The following is an 11,616-nucleotide window of genomic DNA, read 5'->3' as shown; positions in this document are numbered from 1 at the left end:
TACAGTCGGAGCTTGACAAAAACGGCGGTATAGCGGGTATATTAATCGAATAATATGTCGCCATCCATTGTGAGGAAGGCGGTGGCAAACCTGGAGGAGACCAAGATGCGCCGCTACAAGTCAGTCGGGTTCCTGCACGGTGTGGTTTTAGGCGTGGCCCTGACGACCGCGAGTGCAGCCCATGCCGAGACCCTGACGCTCTATTGGAACGCCGGCCACGCGTATCAAGCTTATGCCGACGCAATAGCAAAGTTCGAGGCCGATCATCCCGGATGGTCGGTGCAGTGGGAGAAATTCCAGTGGCCGGATATGCGCACCAAGCTGGTGGCGGATTTTGCTGCGAAGAGCCCGCCCGATCTCGTCGCCGAACCCGGCGGCTGGGTGCAGGAATTCGGCCAGCGGAATCTGCTGCGGCCGCTGAACGACTTCATCGAACAAGACGGCAAGGCGATCGGCTATCCCGACGACTGGCAAGCCTATTCCGTGGAGCGCAACAAACTCGGCGGCCAGTACTATGGCATCCAGATCCACCTCACCTGCGCCACCCTCGTCTACAACGTCGATATGCTGAAGCAGGCGGGCTTCGACGCGCCGCCTGCGACCTGGGAGGAGTTCCTGAAGGTTGCCAAGGCGACGACGACCGGCGCCCGCTTCGGCTTCGCTCCCAACCCGAGCATCGGATATTATTCGTCGTGGCTGCTGCAGAACGGCGTAAGCTATTACGATCCCAAGACAAACAAGGTCAATCTCGACAGTCCTGAGGCGATCGAAGCGATCCAGTTCCTCGCCGACCTGATCCACAAGGAAAAAGCAGCGACCAAGCCGGCGGCGGGTGCTGACTATGAGGGTCCGCAAAAGCTGTTCACGGCCAACCGGGTCGCCATGATCATAACCGGTCCGTGGGACGTGAAGCCGATCCGCTCGGGCAGCCCGAAGCTCAACTGGGCGGTTGCGCCATCACTCAAGCACAAGGTGCAGGCGACGTTCGCGGGCGGCGTCAGCGTGATGATCCCTAAGGACGCCAAGCACCCGAAAGAGGCCTGGGAGTTGTTGAAGCGGCTCGTCGCGCTCGACACGGAACTGGCGGCTACCAAGGAAGCGGGCATGACGATGCCGCGCAAATCCTGGGCCAACAACGCCGAGGTTCAGGCCGATCCGGTCATCGGCAGCTTCAGCAAATGCCTGCCTTACGCGCAAGACGTCACCGCCGAGCTGCGCCTCACCGGCAAGCACGCGCGAATCGAGAAGCTCCTGCAAAGCGCGCTCGAGGATATCATCTACAATCAGAAGCCAGCAGCCGAGATCATGCCGAAATTCGCGGCCGAGGCCAACGTCATCCTGGCCAACAACTAGGCCGATGTTTATCAGCGGCAGCACCGATACGGCCGATACGGACATTCGCGTCGGCGCGATGCCGACCCGGCGAACTGGCCGCTTCAGCCGGCGCACCCGGCAAACGCTTCTCGCTTACCTGCTGCTGTCGCCAGCAATCCTCTATTTCTCGGTCTATTTCTTCTATCCGATCGGACTAGAGTTTTGGGCGAGCCTGTACAGCGGCCAGCCGCTGATCGGCGAGAGCCGATTCGCCGGATTGGACAACTACGTTGCTGCGCTCGGCGACGCGCGCGTTCGGCAGTCGCTCTTCGTGACGCTGGCCTTCGCGATAGGCGTCACCGCGGCCAGCATCGCCATTGGCCTCGGACTGGCAGTCGTGCTCAACCGGCCGATCCCGGGGCGCACTCTGATCCGCGCAATCATCTTCTTTCCCTACATCACCTCCTTCGTGATCGTCGCGTTGATGTGGCAGGCAATTCTCGATCCCTACACTGGCATCTTGAACAGCTTCCTTGCCGAGCTTGGGCTGCCGACCCAGAATTGGCTCGGCGACACCTCGACCGCGCTGCCGACCCTCATCGCCATCACGGTCTGGAAGGATGTCGGCTATGCCATGCTGATCTACCTCTCCGCGTTGCAGTCGATCCCGTCCGACTTCTATGATGCCGCATCCATCGACGGCGCCACGCCGACGCAGCAATTCCGCTATCTGACCTGGCCGTTGTTGACGCCGACCACGCTGTTCATCGCGGTCGTCAGCACGATCAGCCAACTGCAGGAGCTGGCGCCGGCCTACCTGATAACCAAGGGCGGACCGGCCGACGCGACGCGGTTCTTCAGCCTGCACGTGTTCGAGGCAGCCTTCTTCGAGCTCAACATCGGCTACGCCTCGGCGCTGTCTTTCCTGATGTTCCTGCTGATCCTGGCCATCACCTTCGTTCAGTTCCGCCTGCTCAACCGCGAAACCACCTATTGAGGTTGGCATGACATTGGCAAAAACGCTCCCGTCCTACCTACTGCTGCTCTTCTGCGTGGCGCTGTCGATCTTTCCGTTCCTCTACATGCTTTCGCTGTCGCTGCAGAGCGATGCCGACGTCTTCAGCGGCATTCCGATTCTGATCCCCGAGACGTGGCAATTCACGAACTACATCGACATCTGGCAGAAGGCGCCGTTCGCGCGTTTCACGCTCAACAGCTTCATCATCGCCGGCGGGATTACCTTCCTCCATCTGATCTTCGATCCGTTGATCGGCTACGTCTTCGCCAAGATGGAATTCGCCGGTAAGCGCGTCATGTTTGTCGCGGTGCTGTCCACGCTGATGATCCCATTCTTCATCCGCATGATCCCGCTCTATGTGCTCACCGCGCGGATGGGATGGCTCAACACCTATCAGGGCCTTATCCTTCCATTCGCCATGAGCGCCTACGGAATCTTCCTGATGCGGCAGTTCATCCGTCCAATTCCCGACGAGTTGCTTGACGCTGCACGGATGGACGGCTGCTCGGAACTCGGCCTTTACTGGCGCATCGTGCTGCCGCAGGTCCGTCCGGCACTGGCGACGCTGGCCCTCCTCACCTTCGTGTTCCAGTGGAACGAATTCCTCTGGCCGCTGGTCGCCGTCAACACCACCGAAATGCGGCCGATCACGACGGGACTGACGCTTTTCAACCAGGAATTCTTCACCCAGTGGAACCTGACGGCGACGGGCGGGATCATTCTCTTCATCCCGAGCCTGCTGCTGTTCCTCTTCACGCAGCGCTACTTCGTCCGCAGCGTGATGCTGGCAGGCATGAAATGACCATTCGGAGCCATTGCACCCTATGACGTCCCGCCGACCGAACGTAATCGTCTTCTTCACCGACCAGCAGCGTTGGGACACCGTTGGCGTCCATGGCAATCCGCTCGAGCTTACGCCAAATTTCGACCGCCTCGCCGGGACCGGCACGTTCGTGGCGAATTCGTTTACCTGCCAGCCCGTTTGCGGACCCGCCCGCTCCGTATTCCAGACGGGGCGGTACCCGACCATCACCGGCTGCTACCGCAACGACATCCCACTGCCGAAGAGCGAGCGCACGCTCGCGCATCATTTCACCGCGGCAGGTTATGACACCGCCTACATCGGCAAGTGGCACCTGGGCTCCGCCGAGCCGGTCACCCAGGAACAACGCGGCGGCTATCGCTACTGGCTGGCCTCCAACATCCTGGAGTTCACTTCCGGCCCCTTCGACACCGTCGTCCACGACAATGACGGCAAGGCGGTGAAGCTGCCGGGATACCGCGTCGATGCCCTAACCGACGCTGCAATCCGCTATGTCGCATCGAGGGAAGACGAGCCGTTCTTTCTATTCCTGTCCTTCCTCGAGCCGCATCACCAGAACCAGACGGACAACTACCCTGCCCCGCTCGGATACGAGGACAGGATCCGCAAGAAGCTCGCCATTCCCGGCGATCTCGCCGCACTTGGCGGCACGACAGCGGAACATTTCCCCGGCTATCTGGGCATGGTCGCACGCCTCGACGAGGCGTTTGGACGGCTGATCGAGGCGCTCTACAGCCTTGGCCGGCTTGACGACACGATCATCCTCTTCACCTCCGACCACGGATGTCACTTCAAGACTCGCAACAACGAATACAAGCGTTCCTGTCATGAGGCGTCGATCCGCGTGCCGACGCTATTCCACGGCCCCGGCTTCCAGCGCATCGGCACATATGAAGGCCTGGTCAGCCTCGTCGATCTCGCGCCGACCCTGCTCGCCGCGGCCGGCCTGAAAGTGCCCAATTCAATGCAGGGCGTCTCGCTGCTCGACGCACTGCAGGGCGAACGGCCGCCGCGCGACGAGATATTCATTCAAATCAGCGAGCACCATGTCGGCCGCGCGTTGCGCACCAGACGGTGGAAATATGAGGTCGAGGCGCCGGGAAAAGACGGCTGGCGGGATTCCGGCAGCGATTTCTATGTCGAGGCGAGGCTCTACGACCTCGATGCCGATCCAAACGAACTAACCAATCTCATAGCTTCGCCCGATCACGCAGAGACGCGTGCATGGCTGCGAGGCCGCATCGTTGCCCTGATGGAGGAGGCCGGCGAGGCAAGGCCCGAGATCCTTGCCGCCGGGCATGGAAGCTGGAATGAAATCCGGCTGAGCGACAGTTGATCATGTCACGTCGCGTAGCGGATCCAACAATGCACGAGAGAAGTTCCGATCGCAGAAAGGCGCCGACCATGGCCGATGTCGCCCGGCGCGCCAATGTATCGACCGCTGCCGTGTCGTACCTGCTCAGCGGCGACAGCACGCGCCTGAAGTTCGTCGGCAAGGAGGCGCGGCAGCGCATCCTCGAGGCCGTCGCTGAGCTCAACTACGTGCAAAACCGCACCGCGCGGCAGCTGCGCCGCCAGCAGGCCGAGCGAATCTGCCTTGTACTGCCTCGTCTCGGCGTGCCGTTCAGCGACCGGATCGCGCAGGATATCCAATCTGCAGCGGCGCTGAGGGGATTTTCGACAATTATCACCGCGGGAGACACCTTGGAGCGAACCGACCGGATCGTGAGGGAAATCGAGAGCGGGCTGGCAGACGGCATTATCGCCGACTGGCAGCATCTCTCCGAGCCCGAGGTGATGCTCTTGGCCGCGCGCCTGGCGGCCGCGGGCCGGCCAGCGGTGATCTTCCATCCGACCATCGAGCCGGCAGGCTTTTCGGTTGTGCGCCAGCATACCGGCAGGGCCGTCTTCGAGGCACTCGACTACCTCTACCGAGCTGGCCATCGCTGCATCGCCTATATGGTGCATGAGCAAGCGGTGGACGGGAGCCGTCTCGCCGCCTATCGCAGCTTCCTGCAAGCACGCGGCCTTCCGCTGCGAGACGACCTGGTGATCGGCGGTGCAGAGGCGCGCAAGGCTGCATTTGCCAATGCTACGGCGCTGGCCGCCCGCAAGGATCGGCCGACCGCGCTTTTCGTCGAATCCGATCTTGCCGCCGTGACCGCCCTGCACGCATTCGAGGAGGCCGGCCTCTCCGTGCCCGGCGACATTGCAGTCATCGGCTGCGGCAATATCGACGAGGGCGAATTCAGTCATCCGGCATTGACGACAATCGGCCCCGAAACTGCCCACTACGACCATCTTGCCGATCATCTGATCTCATTGATCTCGGCAACACCGGGCGCAATACCTACCCTTTTCAGCGTTTCGTGGCAGTTGGTCCGTCGCGCGTCCGCATGAGCAGGATCGCCGCTATTTGACGCCCACGCTTTCAGGCCAGAGGACCTGGATTTCCTTTGGCAGCGCATCCCGCACCTTTGCCGACTGGCCAAGGTCGATATGCCGTGCAAGCACACGCAGCACAGAGCGTGCCGCATCCTCGGGATCGACAGGACGGGTCGATTTCAATTCATCGGCGATGTGTTGCAGGAATTTCTCGAGCGAGCGTGTCTTGTCGGGCATGTCGGCGGGCCGATAGCGATCATAGTAGGCGCCGCGCACGAGCAGCGGCAGTTCCGCTCCCAATTTGGCCGCCAGTCCGATCTGCAGCCTGTCGCGAAGGGTTCGCAGAACGGCGCCCAATGTATGCCAGGCGACGTGTCGATCCGGACCAAGATCCGCCATGATCTCGTCAAGCCAGATGTTTGTTATTTGCAGCGTTTTGTCGAAAACGTCCAAGCCGGTTGCGCTCATCGTCGCCTCCTCGAAAGGTTCTGCGGGCGAAACGGCGACCGGAGATTATTGTTTCGTGGTCCTGTGAAAATCGTCCTGGCAAAGCGGCGGAAACCGGTTCGGTCGGAGAGCCTGTCGGCGTCAGGTCTGCTCGACACTCTGCATCTGCTGGATTTCGGCGATCTGTCGGAAGCGGCCGTTTTCCACCCCGTTGAGTGCAGTCACAGCGGCCAGATTGTCACCCTTTTCATCCCACCGAACGGGCTCGCGATAAGCGATTCCCTTGAAACGGATATTGTGCACCGCCGCCAGAACGTCGCGCCGGCTCGGATGTCCCCTTGGATACAGTGCTGGCGTCTTTGATCGCGGCAAGGAGAAGGCAGGCCGAATCGTAGGCATTCACGGCATAATTGCGCTTCGGCTTCGCCGTCCGACGATCTCGCCAGCTTCGGCGAGCGTCGCTTCCAAGCAATCCCTTCGCGCGTCAACGACGCCCGTTCAACCTTCCCACAGTTGTATTCGGCGCCTGCGTTCCGATCATTAAAGTCGGCCTTGCTGATCCGAAAGGTGGTTGTCCTCCGCCTAACTGAGCTTGTGCTCATCGGTTCCGAACGCCGTCTCAGCAATGAGACCAGTCCTCACGTTGCCCGAGCCCGGGTATCTCTTGACTGACTGAGCGGCCCGCGCCGACAATGGCATTGGGAAGATGGCGGGATGGCGCCCACGGTGTTCGGCACCACTTGGCGATCAAGCTGCGAAAGGGCTGTCATGGATTGGAAGCTGGAGCTGGTCCCGGTCCCCGTATCGGACGTCGATAGAGCAATTGCCTTTTATGTTGGGAAGGTCGGCTTTCATCTCGATCACGACCACACCGTAAGCGACGAGATACGTTTCGTGCAATTGACGCCGCCCGGTTCGGCCTGTTCGATTGCCATGGGCAAGGGCCTCGTCGACAGCCCCCCGGGATCCATAAGGGGCCTGCAACTCGTCGTGCCCGATATCGATGAGGCTCACCGGTACCTGGCCGCTCAAGGTATCGAGGTCAGCGATATCAAGGATTTTCCCTGGGGCAGATTTGTCTTCTTTGAGGATCCCGACGGCAACACCTGGTCTGTCCAGCAACTTCCACCTCGCAGCTGAGACGGCACGCTGCGGCAGGGTCGTGCCCCGACACAGATAGCGCGGGATGCACGGTTCAATTCGAACGCATCCCGGCCTAACGCCTCTTCTCGTCGAAGGCGGCATTCCAATTGTGATAAGGCGCGCGATAGGTGGGGATGCGGTCCTCGACATCGACAAGCGCTTCGAACGGTTTGTGCGGTTCGGCCTGATACCAGAAGGCGACCGACGAAATGTCGTCCGAGCGGCGATTGGCGTGACCGTGCTCGATGGTCACCCGGATGCGTTTGTGGAAGATGACCGGGTCCTCTATGTGCCAGCGATAGAGCGTAACCGGCTCGGTCCAGTTCGGCCCGCCGGCGGCGATGATGCCGTGATAGGGCGCGCTGTAGTCCTGTGTCGGGCACCATGCCGTATTGAAATAATCTTCCGTGCCGGTGCCGTGCAGCGTCGGCGGCCAGGCATCGTTGGCGCCGGGGCCGGTCTCGCCGCGATCGTCGATCAGTTCGGCCTTCGGTCCGATGCGCGGATCGGGCTTGCGCACTGTATCCGGCACGGAAATGCCCGGCTCGCCATCGACGAAGATCATGTCGTCGCCCTCGCCATACCAGTCCCATAGTGCGGAACGCCGCCGCGAATAGACGGAATAGAGTACGCCGACATAGTGGCCATGACCTTCCGCCTCCAGGATGGTGTAGTTGCCGTTCCCGTCGGTGTTTTCCCCGCCAAACAGGACCTGCTCGTTGGCCAGCCCCGTCTCGTCTATGCCGTCAGGTCGCTGCTGCCTGTATTGGGCGTGGAAGCGGCCCAGGCCTTCCTCGAGTTCCTCATGCAGTTCGAGATCGACATAGTAATAGAAAAGCAGGTCGTCCTCAGCCTCATTGGTGACGGTGAAGCGCATGTGGCTGGCAAACGGCATCGGAAAGTAGCAGTTGAAGGCCTTGCCATCCTCTGGACTTGCCTGCACCGGCAGGCTGGCAAAATTGCGGGTGCGGGCATGGCCCATGCCGAAGAAATCGCCGATCGGCGTTTCGATGCTCGGATGTGCCTCACCATCCCAATAGGCGCGCAATACGATCTTGCGCAGGAACGCCTCGCTCTCGCAGGCGAGCGTCGCCCAGATATGCGTGACGATGCCGGCACCGTCATGCTCGGCAATCACCACCGTCTGGCCGGGTTCAATGTGCAGCCGGTCGTCATTGCCGCCGGTGCGGTCGTAGCTTGAGAACCGGCGGGTTTTGGCGTCGCGCAATTTGGCGAGCCCGCGAAGCGGCGACAGGCCGGCATTATCCATGTGTTTCTCCTCTTGCTTCAGCGGTTATTTCAGGCCGCTTGTCTTGATGGATTCCATGATCTGGCGCTGGAAGATCACGAAGAGGACCAGCATCGGCACGGCGACGATGGTCGAGGCGGCCATGACATAATTCCAGGCGGCGGCGTACTGGCTCTTGAAGTTCGCAATGGCTACCTGCACCACCCAGAGGTTGAGGTCCGATGTGATCGTCAACGGCCACAGGAAAGCGTTCCAGTTGGCGAGGAAGAACAGGATCGCCAGTGCCGACAGGATCGGCCGGCTGAGCGGCAGGATGATGCTCCAATAGATGCGCCAGTAGCCGGCACCATCCATGATCGCCGCTTCTTCCAGTTCCCTGGGCAGCGACAGGTAGTATTGCCTGAGCAGAAAGATGCCGAACGCGTTGAAGATCGCCGGAATGATCAGCCCGGCATAGCTGTCCAGCATGTGCAGCATCCGCGTCAGGATGAACAGCGGCACGATGATTACCGGCAGCGACACCAGAAAGGTCGAGAACATGGCGAGGAACAGCGTGTCGCGGCCCGGAAAACGCAGCCGTGCGAGCGAATAGCCGGCCATCGAATGGAAGAACAGCGCAGCGACGGTTACTGTGGCCGACACAAAGAACGAATTGAAGAGATAGCGCAGGAACGGCACCTCGGTCAGCACATAGAGGAAATTGCCGAGCGTCGGCCGTTCCGGAATGAGGCTCGGCGTGAAGACGTCGCTCGCCGGCTTGAGCGAGATGACCAGCATCCAGACAAGCGGGAACACCGTCATCAGGCCAAGCGCTGCGGTCGCCAGCATCCAGGCAAGCCTCGCCGCTCGTATCTGCGAACGGCCGGAATGAGTTCGGCCGTCAGTCATGCTCGAAACGTCCGCCGCGCGTCAGCACGAAGAAGAAGACCGTGACCAGCATCAGCGCCAGCACCAGCAGCGATGCCATTGCCGATGCATAGCCGAACGCGCCGAACTGGAATGCCTGCTTGTAGATGTAGATGATCAGCACCGAGGTCGAATTGACCGGACCGCCTTTGGTCATCACATAGATCAGGTCGAAGACCTGGCCGCCGGCGACAGCCGCGACGAGCGAGACCAGGAGGACGAAGAAGCTGGTCGGCTTGAGCAGGGGCAAAGTAATGTACCAGAAGCTTGTCACCGGCCCGGCACCGTCGATCTTTGCGGCTTCGTAGTACTCTGCCGGGATGTCCTGGAGCCCGCCGAGGAAGATCAGCATGTAGAAACCCATCAGGAACCAGACGCTGACCAGCACCAGCGTGAACAGCGCCAGATTTGGATCGCCGAGCAGCGAAATTCCGCCGAGGCCGACGAGCGGCGCCAGCCGGCTGACGATGCCGACCTTTTCGACCAGCATGAGCTGCCACACGAGCGCCACCACGACCAGGCTGACCATCTGCGGCGCAAAGAACATCGAGCGCATGACCGCGTTGAAGCGGTTGGTCTTCTGCACCAGAAGCGCCAGTCCCAGTCCGGCGACGTAGAGCGCCGGCACCAGCATGACGGCATAGGCTACCGTCACCTTCACGGACGACCAGAACAGCGGGTCGCCCCACATGCGCCTGTAATTGCCGAACCCGACGAACCTGTAGCCGCCGAAGCCGTTGACCTCGAAGAACCCGACGGCGAGCGACAGCAGCATCGGCACGCCGACGAACACCAGCAGGCCAACCGCATCGGGCAGGACGAACAGCCATGCGGCGCAGCGCTCCCTTTGCTTGGCGGTGAGGCCGCGGGCGGAATTCGCGCCCGCGGCTGGCGGTTTCAACTGATCCATGCTGGAAAGGGCCTAAAGGATCGGCGCGCCGGAATAGGAAGCGAGGAACGCATCGAGTTGCTGACTGGCCGTCGTCGCCGCCTGCTGGGCATCAACCCCGCCAAGCTGTGCCGACTGGATGGCGTCGGAGATGATCTTGTACGCCTCCGGCGGAACCCGCGGCTCGGCACGCGTTCCCGGGTGGATCTCCTTGGCGAAGGTGCCGAACTTGCCCGTGCTGAAGACATCGGCGCCGGCCTTCAGCGCGCTGTTGCGCGGCGGCATGTCGCTCTTGGCGACCGTGCACCAGTTGACGACACGGTCGATCGAGGCCTGGTCCATCGAGGCCAGCGCCCAGGCGCAGAACTGGGCGGAGGCATCTGGGTTCTTGCCCCCGGCATTGGCGACGAAGGCCCAGCCGCCGCCGACAGTGACGTATTTGCCATTGGCCGGCGTCGGCAATTTGAAGATGCCGTAGGGCACATCCTTGGCGTTGTTGTCCATCGCCGAAATGCCCCAGATGCCGCAGTTCTGCATGGCGCACAGCCCTGCCCCGAGATTGGCGACTATGTCGAAACCACCGCCGACCACTTGACGCGGCGCCACGCCGGTATTGATGGCATCCTGCCAGAGTTTCAGCGCCTGGACGGTGGCCGGCGAATCGAAGGCGCTCTTGCCGTCCTTGCCCTGGAATTCGCCGCCGCCCTGCCACAGGAACGGATACCAGGTGAAGTTCTGGTAATAGCCGGGAGTCGTTTCGAACAGCACGCCGTAGCGGCTGGGCGTCGTCAGCTTTTTGGCGACCGCCAACAGCTCGTCCCAGGTCTTCGGCACGTCGTTCTCGTTGAGCTTTGCATCCTCGAACGCTTTGACCGAATAGTAGAAGGCCATCGGCTCGACTTCCATCGGCACACCGTAGATCTTGCCGTCCACCATGCGGTTGGCGATGACGCTTTCCGGGAAATCGGCTTTGGCGCCATCCTCGATATGCGGCGTCAGGTCGGCAAGCACGCCGCCATTGTAATAACGCAGGAAATCGCCGGGGCTGATGAGGAAGATGTCAGGACCCTCGCCCGACGCGAAGGCCGTTGCCAGCTTGGAACCGGAGATGTATTCGCTGTTGACGACATATTCGAGCTCGACCTTCTGGTCGTGGCCGTCGTTCCAGTCGGCCACCAGCTTTTCGAACCACTGGACCTGCGGCTTCACGTCTCCGCGAGGCGCATAGAACTGCCAGAATTTCAGCGGCGCTTCCTGAGCGCGCACGGCCATCCTGTTGATGAACGGGAAGCCTGTGAGGCCGGCGGCAGCGAAAGTGGCGCCGCCCTGGATCAGCCGACGGCGATTCAGGCTGGCCAATGGCCGGTCGCGGGTCGTTTTGTCAGTCATCAATTCCTCCCTTGGATGTTGTTCGGTCGAACGTTGGCGAAGGGACCTCCGTT

The 11,616-nt window shown here is 61.4% G+C and carries 11 protein-coding genes; 6 read left to right on the top strand and 5 right to left on the bottom strand.

Annotated features, from left to right (window positions below; genetic code table 11):
* The first annotated feature begins 105 nt into the window (after nucleotides 1-105).
* The 5 genes from NKI39_RS20010 to NKI39_RS19990 all read left to right on the top strand — a co-directional run bounded on the left by NKI39_RS20010 (nucleotide 106) and on the right by NKI39_RS19990 (nucleotide 5,555).
* Nucleotides 106-1,353, top strand: coding sequence for an ABC transporter substrate-binding protein (locus NKI39_RS20010; protein ID WP_352833862.1), 1,248 nt, complete (start codon nucleotides 106-108; stop codon nucleotides 1,351-1,353).
* A gap of 4 nt (nucleotides 1,354-1,357) precedes the next feature.
* A complete protein-coding gene (locus tag NKI39_RS20005) occupies nucleotides 1,358-2,311 on the top strand; it encodes a carbohydrate ABC transporter permease (protein WP_352833859.1) in 954 nt (317 codons plus the stop codon).
* A gap of 7 nt (nucleotides 2,312-2,318) precedes the next feature.
* Entirely contained in the window at nucleotides 2,319-3,134 is an 816-nt protein-coding gene (locus NKI39_RS20000) for a carbohydrate ABC transporter permease (protein ID WP_352539303.1), read from the top strand.
* A 22-nt stretch (nucleotides 3,135-3,156) separates the two neighbouring features.
* Nucleotides 3,157-4,491, top strand: coding sequence for a sulfatase family protein (locus tag NKI39_RS19995; RefSeq protein WP_352833856.1), 1,335 nt, complete (start codon nucleotides 3,157-3,159; stop codon nucleotides 4,489-4,491).
* Between the two features lie 68 nt (nucleotides 4,492-4,559).
* Nucleotides 4,560-5,555 (top strand): LacI family DNA-binding transcriptional regulator, encoded by a 996-nt coding sequence (locus tag NKI39_RS19990; RefSeq protein WP_352833853.1) that lies wholly within the window; start codon nucleotides 4,560-4,562, stop codon nucleotides 5,553-5,555.
* A gap of 12 nt (nucleotides 5,556-5,567) precedes the next feature.
* Here NKI39_RS19990 and NKI39_RS19985 read toward each other — a convergent pair whose 3' ends face one another.
* A complete protein-coding gene (locus NKI39_RS19985) occupies nucleotides 5,568-6,008 on the bottom strand; it encodes a DUF2267 domain-containing protein (RefSeq protein WP_352448133.1) in 441 nt (146 codons plus the stop codon).
* A 747-nt stretch (nucleotides 6,009-6,755) separates the two neighbouring features.
* On the opposite strand from NKI39_RS19985, the gene NKI39_RS19980 reads away from it, so the two are divergent.
* Nucleotides 6,756-7,127, top strand: coding sequence for a VOC family protein (locus NKI39_RS19980; protein WP_352615424.1), 372 nt, complete (start codon nucleotides 6,756-6,758; stop codon nucleotides 7,125-7,127).
* A 76-nt stretch (nucleotides 7,128-7,203) separates the two neighbouring features.
* On the opposite strand, the gene NKI39_RS19975 is transcribed toward NKI39_RS19980, so the two are convergent.
* Genes NKI39_RS19975 through NKI39_RS19960 form a run of 4 tightly spaced genes read right to left on the bottom strand, consistent with a single transcriptional unit; the run spans nucleotide 7,204 to nucleotide 11,563 of the window.
* On the bottom strand, nucleotides 7,204-8,400 hold the full coding sequence (locus NKI39_RS19975; protein WP_352833851.1) for a glycoside hydrolase family 172 protein: 1,197 nt from the start codon (nucleotides 8,398-8,400) through the stop codon (nucleotides 7,204-7,206).
* A 24-nt stretch (nucleotides 8,401-8,424) separates the two neighbouring features.
* Nucleotides 8,425-9,267, bottom strand: coding sequence for a carbohydrate ABC transporter permease (locus NKI39_RS19970; RefSeq protein ID WP_352833848.1), 843 nt, complete (start codon nucleotides 9,265-9,267; stop codon nucleotides 8,425-8,427).
* Nucleotides 9,260-10,195, bottom strand: coding sequence for a carbohydrate ABC transporter permease (locus NKI39_RS19965; protein ID WP_352767192.1), 936 nt, complete (start codon nucleotides 10,193-10,195; stop codon nucleotides 9,260-9,262). The genes NKI39_RS19970 and NKI39_RS19965 overlap by 8 nt, the downstream gene beginning before the upstream one ends.
* A 12-nt stretch (nucleotides 10,196-10,207) precedes the next feature.
* Complete coding sequence (locus tag NKI39_RS19960) at nucleotides 10,208-11,563, bottom strand: ABC transporter substrate-binding protein (protein WP_352833846.1); 1,356 nt, start codon at nucleotides 11,561-11,563, stop codon at nucleotides 10,208-10,210.
* Nucleotides 11,564-11,616: the final 53 nt, after the last annotated feature.

The sequence above is a fragment of the Mesorhizobium sp. M0664 genome, from assembly GCF_040320565.1.
In the GTDB taxonomy this organism is placed as follows: domain Bacteria; phylum Pseudomonadota; class Alphaproteobacteria; order Rhizobiales; family Rhizobiaceae; genus Mesorhizobium.
Note: the sequence above shows the minus strand (reverse complement) of the source record. Positions and strands in the feature narration are given on the sequence as shown.

Excerpts from the sequence above, each read along its gene's own strand:
- NKI39_RS19995 (WP_352833856.1), top strand. The coding sequence starts at position 3,157 with ATGACGTCCCGCCGACCGAACGTAATCGTCTTCTTCACCGACCAGCAG.
- NKI39_RS19985 (WP_352448133.1), bottom strand. The coding sequence starts at position 6,008 with ATGAGCGCAACCGGCTTGGACGTTTTCGACAAAACGCTGCAAATAACA.
- NKI39_RS19970 (WP_352833848.1), bottom strand. The coding sequence starts at position 9,267 with ATGACTGACGGCCGAACTCATTCCGGCCGTTCGCAGATACGAGCGGCG.
- NKI39_RS19960 (WP_352833846.1), bottom strand. The coding sequence starts at position 11,563 with ATGACTGACAAAACGACCCGCGACCGGCCATTGGCCAGCCTGAATCGC.
- NKI39_RS19980 (WP_352615424.1), top strand. The coding sequence starts at position 6,756 with ATGGATTGGAAGCTGGAGCTGGTCCCGGTCCCCGTATCGGACGTCGAT.
- NKI39_RS20005 (WP_352833859.1), top strand. The coding sequence starts at position 1,358 with ATGTTTATCAGCGGCAGCACCGATACGGCCGATACGGACATTCGCGTC.
- NKI39_RS19990 (WP_352833853.1), top strand. The coding sequence starts at position 4,560 with ATGGCCGATGTCGCCCGGCGCGCCAATGTATCGACCGCTGCCGTGTCG.
- NKI39_RS19975 (WP_352833851.1), bottom strand. The coding sequence starts at position 8,400 with ATGGATAATGCCGGCCTGTCGCCGCTTCGCGGGCTCGCCAAATTGCGC.
- NKI39_RS19965 (WP_352767192.1), bottom strand. The coding sequence starts at position 10,195 with ATGGATCAGTTGAAACCGCCAGCCGCGGGCGCGAATTCCGCCCGCGGC.
- NKI39_RS20000 (WP_352539303.1), top strand. The coding sequence starts at position 2,319 with ATGACATTGGCAAAAACGCTCCCGTCCTACCTACTGCTGCTCTTCTGC.
- NKI39_RS20010 (WP_352833862.1), top strand. The coding sequence starts at position 106 with ATGCGCCGCTACAAGTCAGTCGGGTTCCTGCACGGTGTGGTTTTAGGC.